Here is a 17673-nt window from a genome sequence, read left to right as displayed (position 1 = left end):
TAGCCTGGTCTTGCGACTGGGCTTTTTTTTGGTCGAGACTTTCCTAAAAATTATTCCGGACAACAGTGAATTAAAATTCAAAAAAACTTAAAGAAATAAACCCAATAAAACTCCGGCCAGGATTATGACCGGAGTTTTCACTTTAGTGAAAGCAAGCAGCAAAAACGTAATCACTATCAGACTGGCTGAAAAAAGATCAATTCCTACGGGCTTAAGCAGCAAAATAAAAGCGGCGCCCATAAATCCCACTGAAACGGCATTGATACCCGAAAGTGACTTTTTTATCCTGGTAATTTTTTTCAGCTCATTCCAAAAGGGAACAATGAAAAGTATAAGGATCAAGCCCGGAAGATTGATACCAACCACAGCAATAACGGCACCAAGAATTTGTCCGTAAACACTATATCCGGCATTTTTCAAAGTCATTCCGCCTACAAAAGATGTAAATGAAAATGTAGGTCCTGGTAATGCTTGCTGAAATGCATAACCTGATATAAACTGATCAGAACTGAGATAGGCTTTCATCTCCACAAATTCTGTATACATAAACGGTACCAGCACCTGCCCTCCGCCAAAAATCATGATCCCATTACGGTAGAAATTCTCAAATAAACGTATCGGCAAACTGAAAGGTGAAGTACGGTTTATCAATGCTCCCAGTCCTGCAAAAAGCAGTAAAACACCAATAAAATAGGCTATTTTTTTAGGATTGATATTGGAGAACAATTTTGATCGTAACTGACTTTCTTCCATTGCAGACTCTACAGTAGATGAAACGATTCCACCAATCAGAATCAAAATCGGGAATGCGTAGGCATTTCTAAGCAGTAAAGTTGCAAATAATGAACCTGTTGCAAGCCAAATTGCTGTACGGGTCTTCAGAATAGTCCGGCCAAATGAATATGCAGCAAAAGCCACTATTCCAACTGCAAGGGGCTGTATGTATTTAAGAATCTGATCAAACTTCTCCTTCTGTCCGAGTAAAGTATAACTCAGCACAGCAAAACACATCAGGGCAGCTGAGGGCAATATCCAGATCAGAAAAGTTGTGATTGCGATGGGGAGCCCCCCTATTTTATAAGCAATTCCAACAAGAGTTTGAGTAGACGATGGACCCGGAAGAATCTGTGTCAGTGCATTTAACTCCAGTAACTCACTTTCGGATATATACTTTCTCTTATGAACGAAAATTTTAAGCATCATAGCAATATGTGCCTGAGCACCGCCAAAAGCTGTGAATGTAAACCAAATTACATCATACAAAAATATCAGCTGGCGTTTACTGAGCATAAATTAATCGTCTTCGTAATCTAGTCCTGATGCTGAATTGAATACAGTTTGCAATTCAGAATATGCGTGATTATCTCCAGCTTTTCGGGCAACATTCATTCCATTTCTATAAACTTCAATAGCCTCCGGTTTACGTCCAAGTACCTCATATAATTTACCAAGATGGTAGTAAGTACCTACATAATCCGGATGTTTGGAAACAAGATCTTCATAAAAAAACAATGCTTTATCATACTCCTTAATATTAAAATATTCAGTAGCCAGAGCATATTTCAAAAATGGGTCATTGGGTTCATTTTTCAGAAATTCCAAAAGCTTTTGTAATCGGATATGATGCATTTAATTTAGCTTTTTTAAGTAGATTTGTAAAAAGAGAAATCTATATGAAAATTTTAGTTTGTGTCAGTAATGTACCGGATACAACGACAAAAATAACTTTTAGCGCGGATAATACCCAATTCAATACTGCAGGAGTTCAATTCATATTAAATCCATATGACGAAATCGCTTTGGCACGTGCAATTGAACTGAGTGAAGGTGATAAAGGGTCTGTAACGGTAATTCATGTTGGGGAAGCAAATGCCGAACCAACCATCAGAAAGGCACTTGCAATAGGTGCAGATGATGCAGTGCGAATTAATGCAGCTCCGCGCGATTCATATTTTGTATCTGCTCAGCTGGCTAACTACGCTAAATCAAAAGGTTTTGATATGATCCTGACCGGCAGAGAATCCATTGACTATAATGGATCTCAGGTTGCAGCTATGGTTGGAGAATTTCTCGACATTCCATCAATATCTATCATTAAGAAACTTGACATTGAAGGTAATAAAGCAAGTTTGGTTCGTGAGATTGAGGGAGGCAAAGAGGTTCTGTCAGTTTCCTTCCCCTTTATAGCAAGCTGCGCTGAAGGTGTGGCTGAACCAAAAATTCCTAATATGAGAGGAATTATGTCGGCCAGAACCAAACCATTGGAAGTTATTGAGGCCATAGAGGTAGAAAAATTGGTCTCATTTGAATCTTATTCTGTTCCGGCTCCAAGAGGTGCGGTAACAATGCTTTCATCTGATGAAACTGAAAAGCTGGTCAGTCTGCTTCACACTGCAGCTAAAGTAATCTAATAGTTAAGACGTTAATATCCCACCGGGGGCTTAAAAAGAAAATATGTCAGTATTAGTATATGTTGAAAACGCCGAAGGCAAATTCAAAAAATCAACTTTTGAGGTAGTTTCGTATGCTGCTGCAGTTGCAAATCAATTAAATACAGGATTAACAGCAATATCTATAGGTGATGTTAAACAGGAAGATCTGAGTAATCTGGGAAAATATGGTGCATCTAAAGTGCTGAGTGTTTCCAACGATAAATTAAAATCATTCGTTAATCAGGCCTATGCATCTGTTATAGCAGAAGCAGCACAAAAAGAAGACTCAAATGTGGTAGTCCTGTCCAATTCTTTCAGCGGAAAAGGTTTGGCACCCCGTATTGCGGTAAAACTAAAAGCCGGACTAGCAGATGCGGCTGTCGAACTGCCTAAAACAGAGGGTAATAAATTCATTATAAAAAGAACTGCATTTTCAGGAAAAGCATTTGCACATGTTGAGTTAAACTCAAAAGTGAAGGTTATTGCATTAAATCCTAACTCTTATCAACTACAGGAAAATGGATCTGTTGCAGGTGTTGAAGATTTTCAGGCCAACATAAAAGAATCTGACTTCGGTACCATGGTTGCAGAAATTGTAAGGGCAAGCAACAAAATTGCATTACCTGATGCCGAGCTTGTAGTATCTGCCGGACGAGGTCTCAAAGGCCCTGAAAACTGGGCTATGATTGAAGAACTTGCATCAGTACTCGGTGCTGCAACGGCTTGTTCAAAGCCCGTTTCTGATGCAGGATGGCGTCCGCACGAAGAACATGTCGGTCAGACAGGAATTGCTGTAAGCCCTAACCTTTATATCGCAATCGGCATTTCAGGAGCTATCCAGCACCTTGCAGGTGTCAGTTCATCCAAGACCATTGTGGTCATTAATAAGGATCCTGAAGCTCCGTTCTTTAAAGTTGCTGATTACGGTATTGTTGGCGATGCATTTGAAGTTGTGCCCAAATTAATTGAAGCAGTTAAAGCATACAAGGCACAGTCCTGATAATCAGAATTTGTTTGAAGCTTAATTAATGAAGAAAATAAAATTAGATATTGTCGGCTTATCCTATAGTCAGACCCAGTCCGGGGCCTATGCACTGGTTTTGGGCGAAATAAACGGCCGCAGGAGGTTGCCTATTATAATTGGAAGTTTTGAAGCTCAGGCGATTGCCATTGAAATTGAAAAAATGACGCCTAGTCGCCCTCTTACTCATGATCTGTTTAAATCCTTATCCACAGCCTACAACATCAGCATTCAGGAAATCATCATTTACAACCTGGTTGACGGGATATTTTATGCCAAGCTAATCTGTTCTGATGGAAAGAAGACCTCGGAAATCGATGCCAGAACATCTGATGCTATAGCTATAGCAGTAAGATTTGATTGCCCCATCTATACCTATGAATTTATTTTAGCTACTGCGGGTATTGTAATTGAAGGAAATGAGTTTGTATTTCTTGATAATATTGAGCCAAATGCAGAAGAAAAAACAGTTAGTCCTGCATTGAACTATGGCTCATTAAGCGACAATGAGCTGAAAGAAAAGCTAAAAGACGCCCTATCTGAAGAAGCATATGAAAAAGCTGCTAAAATCCGTGACGAGCTTTCAAGAAGAAAATCATCGTAAATAGCCCGAAAGAGGTTTAAATTGAATACTAAATTCAAAATTAAATAAGAATCAGATTTCTTTATGGAGAGATTTACCGGTTTAATTGGCGTAGTCTTAATTTTTGCAATCGCCTTTTTGATGTCAAATAACAGGAAGGCAATAAATTACAGATTGGTATTATCGGGTCTCGCAATACAAACAGCACTTGCTATTTTCATTCTGAAAATACCGCTTGGAAAAACCATATTTTCCTGGCTTGGCGATGCAATCACCAGGATTCTTAATTTTTCTCAATCAGGAGCCTCATTTGTATTTGGCCCGCTGGTGAATACTGCCAATATGAGCAAAGCTTTCGGCAATGGAAATGAGTTTATTTTCTTCTTTAACATTATACCCACAATTATTTTTGTTGCAGTACTTGTTAGTGTTGCCTATTATCTGGGCATCATGCAGAGACTTGTCAAACTTATAGCCTATCTGGTTTACAAATTAATGGGAGTTTCAGGATCTGAGGCACTATCTAACGTTGCCAGTGCATTTGTTGGTCAGGTTGAAGCGCAGATTATGATCAAACCATATTTAAAAGGAATGACTATGTCTGAGCTGCTGGCTTCCATGACCGGAAGTATGGCATGCATTGCCGGAGGTGTAATGGCAGTATACATTGCATTGGGAGTTCCGGCAGAATACCTGATTGCGGCCAGTCTGATGGCTGCACCGGCAGCCCTTGTGATATCCAAAATTGTATGGCCTGAAACTGAAATTTCTGAAACAAAAGGAAAGGTCTCGCTGGAAATTAAAAAAACTAATGCCAATCTTGTGGATGCCATATCTCATGGTGCCAGTGATGGATTAAAAGTAGGACTGAATGTAGTAGCTATGCTGATCGGTTTCATAGCGATCATTGCACTGGTCGATTTTGTTTTGGGTAAGATTGGATTTGGGCTCGACAGCCTTGGCTTATCCCTGTCATTTATTGACATTGAACTTAAAACCCTTAGCCTGAATCAGATTCTTGGCTCACTATTCTCTGTATTTGCTTATGCCATGGGAGTACCCGGCAAAGATGTACAGATTGCAGGATCGCTGATGGGAACCAAAATGGTGATCAATGAATTTGTGGCCTATCTTGATCTTGCCAAAGTCAAGGAAACTTTAGATCCAAAAACCATTCTGATTACCAGCTTTGCACTCTGTGGATTTGCTAATTTCAGCTCCATTGCGATTCAAGTTGGAGGAATTGGGGAGCTTGCTCCGGAAAGAAGAACAGACCTTGCCAAACTTGGAATGAGAGCATTGATCTGCGGTACCCTCGCCTCTTATCTATCTGCGACTATTGCCGGAATTTTGATGTAGAATCTCAGAGATTATCTGATCATTTACTGTGATAATTGTTTTTTAGTCCTACAGGATTCAGTGGCTATAAATTAAACTGATTTATTCTTTCGAATTAAGGACTGTCTTATCCGACGTGTATATCCCCCGCTGGCCTACCGTGTACCCATAAATATTCAGGGTAAATTTGATTACCCGACACCGAAGGTCGTCGAATATTTATAGAAATGTCATGACCACCAGGTTCCAACGCCGAAGGTGTCGTATGTGAAAGATGTCATAGACATGCGATCATCTTCGGGATCGGGACTTATGTGTTCATATATTGCTATAGACATTTGACCCTTTCCGGGTCAATTTACAATCCAAAAATATTAGGGCTTTCTGTCTCGTCCTAAAATAATTACACACAAAAACCCACAAAAAAAAAACCGTTGAAATAAACTCAACGGCTCTTCGCTAATATACTTAAGAGATATTATCTGTTTTCAATATCTACATACTGACGAACAGTTTCTCCTGTAAATATTTGTCTTGGTCTGCCGATTGGCTCTTTGTTCTCACGCATCTCTTTCCACTGTGCAATCCATCCCGGTAAACGTCCTAAGGCAAACAGAACTGTAAACATATCTGTTGGGAAGCCTAATGCACGGTAGATAATTCCGGAGTAGAAATCTACGTTAGGGTATAGTTTACGCTCAACAAAGTAAGGATCGCTTAATGCTGTAGCTTCCAGTTGTTTTGCGATGTCCAAAACAGGATCATCAATTCCTAGTTTATCCAGAATATCATCACAAGCTTTCTTGATGATCTTTGCTCTTGGGTCAAAATTCTTATAAACACGGTGACCAAATCCCATCAGACGGAAACTATCATTCTTGTCTTTTGCTTTAGCAATCCACTTTTCAGTATCACCGCCATCATTCTTAATCTGCTCAAGCATTTCAATAACTGCCTGATTTGCCCCACCATGCAGAGGGCCCCATAATGCAGAAATACCTGCTGAAATAGAAGCATACAGATTACACTCTGATGATCCAACCATTCTTACTGTTGATGTAGAACAGTTTTGCTCATGATCAGCATGAAGTATAAACAGCACATTCATCGCTTTAGCAACAACCGGATCAATTTCAATTTGCTCTGTACGCTGACCAAAAGTCATGTTCAGGAAGTTACTTACATAATCCAGATTGTTCTGAGGATAAATAACCGGATGGCCAAGTGATTTTTTGTAGATCCATGAAACCACAGTAGTCATCTTAGCCAAAAGCTTAATAATAGTAAGATTTTGTTCTTCTGCCGTTTGCCCGGAATTTAAGGATTCCGGATAAAATGCTGATAATGAACAAACCAATGAAGAAAGCTGCCCCATTGGATGAGATTTCGATGGGAAACCATCGAAAAACTTCTTCATATCTTCATGTACAAGAGTATGTCTTGATATTATAGCCTGAAATGCATCAAGCTGGGCTTTTGTTGGAAGGTTGCCATAAATCAACAGGTATGCAACCTCAAGAAAGGTCGATTTCTCTGCTAATTCTTCAATACCATAACCTCTGTATTTTAAAATCCCCTCTTCTCCATCAAGAAATGTGATGGAACTTTTGGTAGCACCTGTATTCTTATACCCAGAATCGAGGGTTATATATCCGCTTGCATCCCTAAGTTTTGAAATATCCAAGGCCTTTTCGCCTTCAGTACCTGTTATAATTGGCAGTTCGTAAGTGTTTTCTCCTATCTTTAAGGATGCTGATTCTGACATGTTAGTTTAAAATAGTTAATAGACAAAACTAATAATTATGCTCGTTTTTGAGCTAATTTTCAGTAAAGGTTTTGCAATATTTTTGTTAATAAATTCAAAAAAGCTGCAATAAATGAAAATATAAAAGGTATCAGCAGAAATATTTCTTCATAAATACCCCGGCAAAGAATTATTTTTTGGCAATTGTTTCTTTTACTTCTCCACAATTAAGCATTTCATCCCCATAATATGGATTTCTGATCTCTTCTTCAGACGCCAGCCAATAAGCACCTTCTCCTTCATTAGCCATCGGGCAATACTGAACGAAAATGCTTCCGGAATTTACTTCGGCCTTCTTAAACATTGCGATCAGGTCATTACTTAAAGTGGTAAAACTCACTCTTTGCTCCTTCAGATCTGTTGACTCTGCAATTTTATCAGCCAGAGCAGCAGTATTCGTCTGGCTGGGTAGTTTATGCAGCACTGCTGAAAGCTCTTTTGCGGCAGCCTGTGCTTCAGCTGAGCTTGACTTCACCAGTACATCCTTCAGGTTGATGTAAAGCTTATAGGCTTTATTTGAATCCGGATCTTTTAATTCAACAGGAACAGCTGGAACTGCCGCTACTGTTTCAACAGAATCAGTTTGAGGGGCCTCTTTAGTTTCCTGCGACTGATTGCAGGAAGCAAATCCAAATGCTATAAGTAAGGCAAAGATTGAAATATTGATTTTTTGCATGCTTAGGGTATTTTAAAACTCAAATATCGTGATTTAAGATGAATGCGTTAAGAAAAATATAATTTCTATAGCTATTAGTTGGTATCCTTTGTGATAGTTTTGAGATAAAGTTCTTCTACCTTCCTCCTCGCCCATTCTGTTTTTCTTAAAAATTTTAAACTGGAGTTAACACTCGGATTGTCATTAAAACAATTAATCCTGACCAATTTACCGAGCTTTTCCCAGCCATAATGTTCAACTAAATGATTGATAATCATTTCCAGGGTTTTACCATGAAGCGGGTCTTTACTCATATCTTTTGTTATGAAATTCAAATGTATGAAGCAATTTCGCATAATCATTATTAAGATATCCAATACCCTTAATTTTATAGCTTTGCAGAAAGATCAGAAATCATGAATTATAAACTGGGGGAATTTGTTCGTTTCGTAAATGAACGCAGAGAGGGGTATATCACCCGGATAATAGACGAGCAAACTATTGCCGTAACAGATGATGACGGATTTGAGATACCTGTTCTGGCAAGTCAGGTAACCAGGGTTCATGGTAAAAGCGAAGTAGCTGAACCCGCATCAGAGAAAACAATAAATTCTCCCTCTCAGAATAAATTCATTACTAATGGTATTTATCTGGCTATTTCTGACGACAAACGTATCGGTTCAGTTGTAAACTTTTATTTAGTTAACCAGAGTTCATGGCAATTAATGCTAAGCTTTAAGACTGAAAGTCAGAATAAATTCAAAGGTGAGTTTGCCGGTATAATCAATCCCGAATCATCCGTGAAGATCTATACCGCATCATTGAATGAACTTGATCTCTGGCCAAAATTCCATATTCAGGCCTTACTGTATAGTACAGCAAAACATGAGGCTCAGAAACCTCTGATATACTCGGATAAATTCAGAGCTAAAGATTTTGCAGGTGCAAAAAAGAATCACGAACTTCTTGATCATGCGGCATGGATGATCCAGCTGGATTCAAATGCTGCTATTATTGATCCTGTGAAACTTAAAGAAAGCTTTTATAAGCCGGCATCTGAAAAAGCAGAAATACCCGGTCCGGGCAAAGAAGTTGATCTCCACATTGAGAAATTAAGGGATGATCATCAGTTTCTTTCAGGTTCTGAAATACTTACGATTCAACTAAACCATTTCAAAAAATGTCTGGATGCTGCCATAGTACATAAGCAGGGCTCTATTGTTTTCATTCATGGATCAGGTAACGGAACACTCAGAAATGAAATTCATAAAGCTATCAGCAAACATCCGCAGGTAAAGACTTTTATGGATGCCTATAAAGAAAAATTTGGTTATGGGGCAACAGAGGTGGTTTTGAAATAGCAAGAGAACGCTTTTTATGCAGCATTTCCTTCCAATGGCTTAATATTATTGATTTCCTTCTCCTTTTGATTTTTCTCCTCTTCCAGATCATAATCATCCTGAAGACCTAACCAAAACTTTGCACTGGTACCGAAAAATTTCGAAAAACGGAGGGCTGTATCAGCAGTAATTCTACGATTCCCTTTGACGATTTCAGAAATGCGCGTTTGTGGAAGAAAAGTTTCCTTCGCCAAACGATATGCAGAAATCTTCATGGGAATTAAAAATTCCTCTAAAAGGATTTCTCCCGGATGAATGTTTTTAATGGCTGACATATCTGTTCAATTAATGGTAATCTATTATACTAATTTCGTAAGCATCATTATTAATCCACTGAAAAATGATTCTCCATTGATTGTTAATGCAGATACTATAAAAATCCTGACGATCAGCTTTCAGTTTTTCAAGTCTGTTCGCCGGAGGAATTCTAAGATCATTAACATCCTGAGCGTTATTGATCATTCTTAATTTTCGACGCGCAACATCCTGAATTTCATTTGGCAATTTTCTCGACCGAATTCCATTCCATATTTTTTCGGATTCTTTATCTCCAAAAGACTTTATCATTAATACCGCATTGCATTACTAACGTCAAAAGTTAGTATTTTATTTTGATTGGACAAGTATTGAGAGTAATTTGCTTTGCTGGCGGGATACGAGCTAAAAGCTCGCACCAGCAGGGTAAAATCTCGAAGAGATGAAGGTAAAAAACCTCTTTGAAGAAGCCGGATTTAAACCAGATAGGCTTCCTGCTTGTCGCTGATCATATGGAGCTACTGGGAAGAAAAACCTGCTATCATATTTACCCCTAAAGCCTTTCAAATAATTCTTATCTTTGCGGCAATATGAATACCAGCACCCCTGTTCTTATTTCTCTTCGATTTTTATAACCCTTCCCTTTAATCCCCTCGTTTCAGCATAATTATGGTCAATCCAGAAATTGAAAAAAGAAAAACATTCGCAATTATAAGTCACCCCGATGCCGGTAAGACCACCCTTACTGAGAAATTTCTACTCTTTGGGGGAGCGATCAATACCGCCGGAACGGTAAAACGGAATAAAGCAAACCAGAGCAGCACTTCCGATTTCATGGAAATCGAAAAACAGCGTGGTATTTCTGTGGCTACTTCTGTGATGGGCTTTGAATACAATGGCAAGCGGATTAATATTCTGGATACTCCGGGCCACAAGGACTTTGCGGAGGATACTTACCGGACACTTTCTGCGGTAGACAGTGTTATTCTGGTGGTTGATAGTGTTAAAGGGGTTGAAGAGCAGACTCAAAAACTGATGGATGTTTGCCGGATGCGTAATACACCGGTGATTATATTCGTTAATAAACTTGACCGCGAAGGTAAAGATACATTCGACCTGCTGGATGAACTGGAAGACAATCTGAAAATCAGTGTTTGTCCGCTTTCCTGGCCTATCGGTCAGGGACATAATTTTAAAGGCGTTTACAATATCTTTGAAAAGCAGCTGAACCTTTTCAAACCGGATAAATCAAAAATTACAGAACCGGTTATTCAGGTCAATGACCTGAACGACCCACTGCTTGGTAAATTCCTGCAGGAAAAGGAATTAAAAACACTTCAGGATGATCTGGAGCTTGTGGATGGCGTTTACGGTACCCTCGACAAAGACCTTTACCTTGAAGGTCTGCTTGCACCTGTATTTTTCGGAAGTGCGATTAATAATTTTGGTATCCGTGAACTGCTCGACACCTTCGTTTCCATTGCTCCGAGTCCGAAAAGCCGTGAAGCCAACGAACGCATGGTCATGGCAAATGAAAAGAACTTTTCAGGATTCGTATTTAAGATCCATGCCAACCTCGACCCGAATCACCGTGACAGGATTGCCTTTTTAAGAATATGCTCCGGAAAATTTGAACGTAATAAGTTTTACCATCATACCCGTCTGGGTAAAAAGTTAAAATTCTCCAACCCTGTCGATTTTATGGCGAATGAGAAAAGTCTGGTGGAAGAAGCATGGCCCGGAGATGTTGTCGGATTGTATGACAGCGGCAATTTCAAGATCGGCGATACGCTGACTGAAGGGGAAAACCTGCAGTTTAAGGGTATTCCAAGCTTCTCTCCCGAAATCTTTAAAGAGGTAGAAAACAGAGATCCTTTAAAATCGAAACAGCTTGAAAAAGGCTTACAACAGCTTACAGATGAAGGGGTTGCACAGCTTTTTGTACAACAGCCGGGCAACAGAAAGATCGTTGGAACCGTGGGTGAGCTTCAGTATGAAGTAATTATGTTCAGACTACAGCATGAATATGGTGCAAAATGTGCATTCAGACCACTTTCTTTCCGTAAATCAAGCTGGATGACTTCTAAAGACAAGAAAAACATCAATGAAATCATTCAGCGCAGGCATCATCATATTGCCACAGATAAGGATGGGAACCCTGTTTTCCTCGCTGATAATGACTGGACACTGAACCTGGCCAAACGCGATTTTCCGGAGGTTGAATTCCATAATACATCAGAATTCAATAAAGTTAAGGCATAAAACAAGTCTTCATCAGGAGAATTCATCCGATGACAGGTCAGACATGATATGCTATAAAATCGTCGGATGAATAAAAAATGCCAAACTGACATAATTTTCTTTTGGAATAAGGATTGATAAGCACCACCTGTTAACCATAAATATTAAAGAAGATGCAAGAAAAAGGAACCATTTCGATCCACACCGAGAACATTTTTCCAATTATTAAGAAATTTTTATACTCAGATAACGAGATCTTCCTGAGAGAGCTGGTTGCCAACGCTGTTGATGCCACTCAAAAAATCAAACGCCTCTCATCACTTGGTGAATTCAAAGGTGAACTGGGCGAACTTAAAGTCTCTGTTTCCTTTGATGAAAAGAATAAAACAATCACCATTTCCGACAACGGTTTGGGGATGACTGCTGAGGAAATTAAAAAATACATCAATCAGATCGCATTTTCGGGAGCTACTGAGTTTGTAGAAAAATTCAAGGATGCCAAAGATGCCAATGAAATAATCGGAAAGTTTGGACTCGGTTTTTACTCAGCCTTTATGGTTGCAGATCAGGTTGAGATACAATCTTTGTCTTATCAGGAAAATGCTGAACCGGCAAGATGGATTTGTGACGGAAGTACCGAATTTGAGATTAGTGCCGGTAACAAAACTACCAGAGGAACTGACATCATTCTTCATGTTAACGAGGATTCAAAAGAATTTCTTGACAAATCCAAATTAGGCCAGATACTCGACAAATACTGCAAATTCCTGCCAATTCCTGTTCAGTTTGGTACCAGAACAGAATCTCAGCCCGATGGCGAAGATCAGGACGGCAAACCAAAATACAAATCTGTTGAAGTTGATAATATCATCAATAACACCAGTCCTATCTGGACAAAATCACCTTCTGATCTGAAAGATGAAGACTATCTGGAATTCTACAGAGAGCTTTATCCATTCTCTGAAGACCCATTATTCTGGATCCACCTGAATGTAGATTATCCGTTTAACCTGACCGGTGTACTCTATTTCCCTAAGGTTAAGAACGAATTTGAAATTCAGAAAAATAAAATTCGTTTATTTTCGCGCCAGGTATTTATCACTGATGAAGTAAAAGATGTTGTTCCTGAGTTCCTGATGCTGCTGCACGGGGTAATTGACTCACCGGACATCCCGTTAAACGTATCCAGAAGCTTCCTGCAGGCCGACAGTGCCGTTAAAAAGATAAACAGCTATATCACTAAAAAAGTAGCTGATAAATTATCTTCCCTGTTCAAAACTGATCGTAAAGCCTTTGAAGAGAAATGGAACGATATCGGCCTGTTCGTTAAATATGGAATGATCAGTGAAGAGAAATTCTATGAAAAGGGAAAAGATTTCGTTCTGCTGAACAATACCAATAATGAATATTTCACTCTGGAAGAGTACAGCGAGAAAGTTAAAGCTGCTCAAACCGACAAAAACGATACGCTGGTTTATCTTTATGCTACTGATGCAGAAAAGCAGGATTCATTTATTCAGTCTGCAAATAAAAAAGGATACGATGTTCTATTGATGAACTCTCCTATCGACCCGCATTTTATTAGTCAGCTGGAACAAAAACTGGAGAAAACTGCACTAAAACGAGTAGATGCCGATGTAGCAGATAAGATCATCAGTAAGGATGATCAGACCCTTGCGGTATTGAATGATGAGGAAAAGGAGAAAGTGAAATCCATTTTTGAGAAGGCAATTGTTAAGCCGAATATGAAAGTTGTTGTAGAAAGTCTGAATCCTGATGAACTCCCGGTGATTGTTACCATGGACGAATTTATGCGCAGAATGAAGGATATGGCCAAATTAGGCGGTGGTATGGGATTCTATGGCACAATGCCTGATAACTACAATGTGGCAATTAACGGAAACCATAAACTGATCGGCAAAATTCTGCAAACACAGGATGAAGCTGAACAGGCTCAACTGGCTAAACAGGCCTTTGATCTTGCCCTGCTCTCACAGGGAATGCTTACCGGATCTGAATTAACTGAATTCGTAAACCGAAGCGTTAGTCTGATCTAAAAAATAAGACAACAGGTTAAATTCCAATCTGATTTCAATAAACACCCTTTCTGATCCGGAAAGGGTGTTTTTATTTTCAGTCTGTCGAAATTTCCACAATCAGGGATAATCCGCCGCTAAATATTAATTTAGTCGAATGGATTCGCTCAATCTTCTCCTTGAAAACTATCATTTATATCAGGATAACCGCCTGAATGATCGTTTTTTTAAGCATTCAGACTTAATTCAAGTTCTTGATTCGGTTCGTGAACTGCCGGGTTTTCACCTTCGTGAAGCCGGATTTTCTGCTGAGAAACGCTCCATAAACCTGATTAGCTGGGGAACAGGCCCGTGCAAAATATTTCTATGGAGCCAGATGCATGGCGATGAGGCCACGGCAACTATGGCTATTGCTGATCTCCTGCTTTTCCTTTCTGACACCGAAGAATTCAGGGAATTAAGGGAATCCATTAATAAAAATTGTACACTTTTTATTCTTCCCATGGTAAACCCTGACGGTGCCGAAGTCTTTAACAGGCGAAATGCATTGGGAATCGATATTAACCGCGATTTTATTCATCAGCAAAGTCCGGAAGGAAGATTATTGCGTTCATTAAGGGATGAAATTAACCCGCATTTTGGATTCAATCTTCATGATCAGACTACTGCATGGTCTGCAGGAAATACCGGAAATCCTGCAACAATCTCGCTGCTTGCACCCGCTTATGATCAGGAACTGAATGTTAACACCGTGAGAGCTAATGCTATGAAGGTGATTGTCATAATGAACTCTGCTTTGCAGGAAAGCATTCCGGAGCATGTTGGCAGATTTAACGATGAACATGAACCCCGGGCTTTCGGTGATAATTTTCAGGGAGCGGGCACCAGCACTATTTTGATAGAAGCAGGAGGATATCACAACGACCTGGAGAAACAGTTTATTCGCAAAATGTTTTTTAAAGCAATGCTTTCGGGAATATTAAGCATTGCCGGAAAAACCTATTCTGATGTAAAAACAGAGGATTACTTTACCATTCCGGAGAACAAAAAGCTCCATTTTGATATTTTATTAAGAAACTGCAAGCTTCAAAGAAACGGAATCAGTTATACACAGGACATCGGCCTGACTCTGGATCAAAAGATAAATGATGATCGGAGGTCTGTCACTTATTCCTATATTGTTGCTGATCTTGGTGATCTTTCTGATTATTTTGGCTACGAGGAATTGAATTGTGAATTTTTAAGTATCACCGAAACAAGAAAAATAGAACTTGAGGAAGTAGCAGATGTAATTATCTATGAGGGAACAAACATTCTGCTCTCCATTGAGAATGGAGTAGTGAATTAGTATTGAGTAGTGAGTAGTGAGTAGTGCGTATTGAGATAGAAAACTACTAATTATAAAATGAGCTGTCTTTATTCAGGTACCAGCTAACTGGTAACAGGTAACAGAAAACAGAAAAAAAATGGCATTAAACTACATCTGGATCGGCTTCTTTGTCATTGCATTTGTTGTGGCATTAGTAAAGCTAATATTCTTCGGAGATACCGCGATTTTCAACAATGTGGTTAACGGGATGTTCGATAGTGCAAAAACAGGAGCCGAAATATCTATGGGACTAATCGGCATCATGACCTTTTGGCTGGGTATTATGAAGATCGGAGAGCGGGCAGGAATGATTTCGCTTTTTGCCAGGGGAATGAGTCCTTTTTTTAGCAGGCTGTTTCCGGAAATTCCCAAAAATCATCCTGCTAACGGTTCTATTATCATGAACTTTTCAGCCAATATGCTGGGACTTGATAATGCCGCAACACCTGTAGGTTTGAAGGCTATGCAGGAGATGCAGGAACTGAATCCTGAAAAAGATACTGCCAGCAATGCCCAAATCATGTTCTTAGTATTGAATACTGCCGGTATTACCTTAATTCCAACAGGTGTAATTGCTGTTAGAATGGCCAATGGAGCTGCAAACCCTGCAGATGTTTTTATTCCCTGTTTGCTGGGCACATTCGTTTCTTTTCTGGCTGGCATGATCGCGGTGGCTGTTTATCAAAAAATCAATTTACTTCAGCTGCCAATTCTGGCATTTTTCGGATTTTTTATTGCGATTATGTCAGGGCTTTATTTTTGGTTAGGCAGTCTCCCACCCGACCAGATTCAGGTTTATGCGGGCTTGCTGGGTGGATTTATTATTTTTTCGCTTATCACGCTTTTTGTAGTTTATGGGGCGGCAAAAAAAATAAATGTTTACGAAGCTTTTATAGATGGAGCAAAAGAAGGTTTCAGCACTTCAGTAATGATTATTCCATTCCTGATCGCGATTCTTGTTGCAATCAGTGCATTCAGAACCACCGGTTGTATGGATTATGTAGTAAACGCAATAGGATCTCTGGTAGCTTTATTCGGACTCGATACCTCGTTTGTTCCTGCCCTGCCAGTAGGGTTAATGAAAACGCTAAGCGGCGGAGGTGCCAGAGGATTAATGGTTGATGTAATGACTACCTACGGCGCTGACTCCTTCCAGGGCAGGCTGGCCAGTATTATTCAGGGTTCATCAGAAACTACATTTTATGTTCTGGCGGTTTATTTTGGTTCTGTTGGCATAAAAAAACCAAGATACGCTTTGATGTGCGGGTTAATTGCAGACCTTGCTGGTCTGATCGCTGCCATTTTTCTGGCCTATCTCTTCTTCGGACATACCATTCAGGCTTAAGACTTATCTATTCGGATCATGTTGGAATACCGGAAGCAATCAGACGCTTTTTAGAATGAAGCCAGGTATCACATTGCAGATTTATAATTTGTTTGCCCACCTTCACTACTGAAGTATGTGCTTCAATCTACTCATCCTCAGACGCTCCGACAAAACAATCGATATAATTATTAATAATCGAAAAAGGATGGCTCAGATCCATGGTGTAAACTGTTGCGCCAATGTTATCATCAATAATTCCGGCGCTAACACGCCCATGCAAAATCCCCATAGGATTGGTCATATCCTTTCTGATACAATATTCAAAAGCCGGTGCGCCTGATTCTGCACTTCTGATGACGAGTTTGAGCCAGCGAGCAAAGGAGTATTGCTAAACTCCCCGCCAATACCTTCCTGAATTGAGACTCAAGCTTGGTTTATATTGATCATTTCGATATGAGATTCGATCCTTAATGTAGTAGTATTAGGTTAATTCTGTAAAATTTGCTAAATTCATAGAATTCAAAGGAAAAAGGAAAAGAGTTACCGTATAAAGAGTTTTTAACAGAACTGACAGCCCTTCTAAAATAGTTTTAAAGTCCTGTACAATTCTGTTTTAATTAATAATTCAAACGAATTTTTTATCCAATTACGATAAAAAAGATTGTTTTTTATCGTAATTGGAATATACCCTCTTATTAAAAAGAGGCAGATATGATCTATGGATATTATAAGCAGGTATCGATATATATTATTTTTAGTATTAATAATTAAAGGTTCAAAGCCGATAACCGCTGAGCTTCCGGGTGTCAAATTATTGGCCCCTTTTTATAGCAGTTCATTATATTCATGGACTACTGTTCTTAGCATAACTTCACCTGTACTGACGCTTCCCTATCATTCAGAAGAAATAATCAATACGAAGCATTCCAATGAAAATCGTTTGATTCTGATTTTTGGTATCGCCGCTATCCTTGTTTTTACTTTATCTTCAACAGCAGACCTACTGACTGCAATCAGTCCTGAAATGGACCTCAGCTCAGCTATTTCTATCTTTGGTTTTCCATTCTTTGCGCCACCAATATTCTGGTTTGGATTAATTGGGATCCGGGCGGTCAGCTTGTTTAAAGAAAAGAATATGATTGTAGCTGTACCAGAATTTTTCCGGAAAGCGAATCTCTTTTTTTAACTTAAAAATACTTATTAAAAACGAAA

18 protein-coding genes are annotated in these 17673 nt (G+C 39.2%); 10 read left to right on the top strand and 8 right to left on the bottom strand.

The features are described 5' to 3' along the window. Positions 1-87: 87 nt before the first annotated feature. Both chrA and P2W72_RS11875 read right to left on the bottom strand, forming a co-directional pair. Positions 88-1290: a chromate efflux transporter gene (gene chrA, locus P2W72_RS11880; RefSeq protein WP_276362669.1), complete on the bottom strand. Its 1203-nt coding sequence runs from the start codon at positions 1288-1290 to the stop codon at positions 88-90. Between the two features lie 3 nt (positions 1291-1293). Further along, positions 1294-1629, bottom strand: coding sequence for a tetratricopeptide repeat protein (locus P2W72_RS11875; RefSeq protein ID WP_276362666.1), 336 nt, complete (start codon positions 1627-1629; stop codon positions 1294-1296). A 44-nt stretch (positions 1630-1673) separates the two neighbouring features. Here P2W72_RS11875 and P2W72_RS11870 point away from each other — a divergent pair, with 44 nt between their 5' ends. The 4 genes from P2W72_RS11870 (at position 1674) to P2W72_RS11855 (ending at position 5395) form a co-directional block, all read left to right on the top strand. Beyond that, entirely contained in the window at positions 1674-2411 is a 738-nt protein-coding gene (locus P2W72_RS11870) for an electron transfer flavoprotein subunit beta/FixA family protein (protein WP_276362664.1), read from the top strand. A 43-nt stretch (positions 2412-2454) separates the two neighbouring features. Then, on the top strand, positions 2455-3432 hold the full coding sequence (locus tag P2W72_RS11865; protein ID WP_276362661.1) for an electron transfer flavoprotein subunit alpha/FixB family protein: 978 nt from the start codon (positions 2455-2457) through the stop codon (positions 3430-3432). Positions 3433-3460: 28 nt separating this feature from the next. After that, positions 3461-4057, top strand: a complete 597-nt coding sequence (locus P2W72_RS11860) for a bifunctional nuclease family protein (RefSeq protein WP_276362658.1) — start codon at positions 3461-3463, stop codon at positions 4055-4057. Between the two features lie 63 nt (positions 4058-4120). Continuing rightward, positions 4121-5395: a nucleoside transporter C-terminal domain-containing protein gene (locus P2W72_RS11855; RefSeq protein ID WP_276362656.1), complete on the top strand. Its 1275-nt coding sequence runs from the start codon at positions 4121-4123 to the stop codon at positions 5393-5395. Between the two features lie 457 nt (positions 5396-5852). On the opposite strand, the gene P2W72_RS11850 is transcribed toward P2W72_RS11855, so the two are convergent. The 3 genes from P2W72_RS11850 to P2W72_RS11840 form a co-directional block, all read right to left on the bottom strand. Then, positions 5853-7139, bottom strand: coding sequence for a citrate synthase (locus P2W72_RS11850; protein WP_276362652.1), 1287 nt, complete (start codon positions 7137-7139; stop codon positions 5853-5855). Between the two features lie 169 nt (positions 7140-7308). Further along, the gene (locus tag P2W72_RS11845) at positions 7309-7854 is read right to left on the bottom strand and encodes a DUF3347 domain-containing protein (protein ID WP_276362649.1); all 546 of its coding nucleotides are present in this window, start codon (positions 7852-7854) and stop codon (positions 7309-7311) included. A gap of 74 nt (positions 7855-7928) precedes the next feature. Next, complete coding sequence (locus P2W72_RS11840; RefSeq protein ID WP_276362646.1) at positions 7929-8147, bottom strand: VF530 family protein; 219 nt, start codon at positions 8145-8147, stop codon at positions 7929-7931. A gap of 102 nt (positions 8148-8249) precedes the next feature. Between P2W72_RS11840 and P2W72_RS11835 the strand changes: the two genes are divergently transcribed. Beyond that, entirely contained in the window at positions 8250-9194 is a 945-nt protein-coding gene (locus P2W72_RS11835; protein WP_276362645.1) for a DUF2027 domain-containing protein, read from the top strand. A gap of 14 nt (positions 9195-9208) precedes the next feature. On the opposite strand, the gene P2W72_RS11830 is transcribed toward P2W72_RS11835, so the two are convergent. Then, the gene (locus tag P2W72_RS11830; protein ID WP_276362644.1) at positions 9209-9508 is read right to left on the bottom strand and encodes a HigA family addiction module antitoxin; all 300 of its coding nucleotides are present in this window, start codon (positions 9506-9508) and stop codon (positions 9209-9211) included. Between the two features lie 10 nt (positions 9509-9518). Continuing rightward, complete coding sequence (locus tag P2W72_RS11825; RefSeq protein WP_276362641.1) at positions 9519-9800, bottom strand: type II toxin-antitoxin system RelE/ParE family toxin; 282 nt, start codon at positions 9798-9800, stop codon at positions 9519-9521. A gap of 357 nt (positions 9801-10157) precedes the next feature. Here P2W72_RS11825 and P2W72_RS11820 point away from each other — a divergent pair, with 357 nt between their 5' ends. The 4 genes from P2W72_RS11820 (at position 10158) to P2W72_RS11805 (ending at position 16479) form a co-directional block, all read left to right on the top strand. Then, a complete protein-coding gene (locus tag P2W72_RS11820; protein ID WP_276362638.1) occupies positions 10158-11750 on the top strand; it encodes a peptide chain release factor 3 in 1593 nt (530 codons plus the stop codon). 152 nt (positions 11751-11902) lie between these two features. After that, on the top strand, positions 11903-13786 hold the full coding sequence (gene htpG, locus P2W72_RS11815; protein WP_276362634.1) for a molecular chaperone HtpG: 1884 nt from the start codon (positions 11903-11905) through the stop codon (positions 13784-13786). 136 nt (positions 13787-13922) lie between these two features. Further along, complete coding sequence (locus tag P2W72_RS11810; RefSeq protein ID WP_276362632.1) at positions 13923-15113, top strand: M14 family zinc carboxypeptidase; 1191 nt, start codon at positions 13923-13925, stop codon at positions 15111-15113. Positions 15114-15231: 118 nt separating this feature from the next. Beyond that, positions 15232-16479, top strand: coding sequence for a spore maturation protein (locus P2W72_RS11805; RefSeq protein ID WP_276362628.1), 1248 nt, complete (start codon positions 15232-15234; stop codon positions 16477-16479). 127 nt (positions 16480-16606) lie between these two features. On the opposite strand, the gene P2W72_RS11800 is transcribed toward P2W72_RS11805, so the two are convergent. Further along, positions 16607-16762, bottom strand: coding sequence for a hypothetical protein (locus P2W72_RS11800; protein ID WP_276362625.1), 156 nt, complete (start codon positions 16760-16762; stop codon positions 16607-16609). 513 nt (positions 16763-17275) lie between these two features. Here P2W72_RS11800 and P2W72_RS11795 point away from each other — a divergent pair. Continuing rightward, positions 17276-17647 carry a hypothetical protein gene (locus tag P2W72_RS11795; RefSeq protein ID WP_276362622.1) on the top strand — a complete coding sequence of 124 codons (372 nt, stop codon included), beginning with the start codon at positions 17276-17278 and terminating at the stop codon, positions 17645-17647. Positions 17648-17673: the final 26 nt, after the last annotated feature.

The sequence above is a fragment of the Daejeonella sp. H1SJ63 genome (genome assembly GCF_029360775.1).
GTDB lineage: Bacteria > Bacteroidota > Bacteroidia > Sphingobacteriales > Sphingobacteriaceae > Daejeonella.
This window is presented reverse-complemented; position numbering and strand designations above follow the sequence as displayed.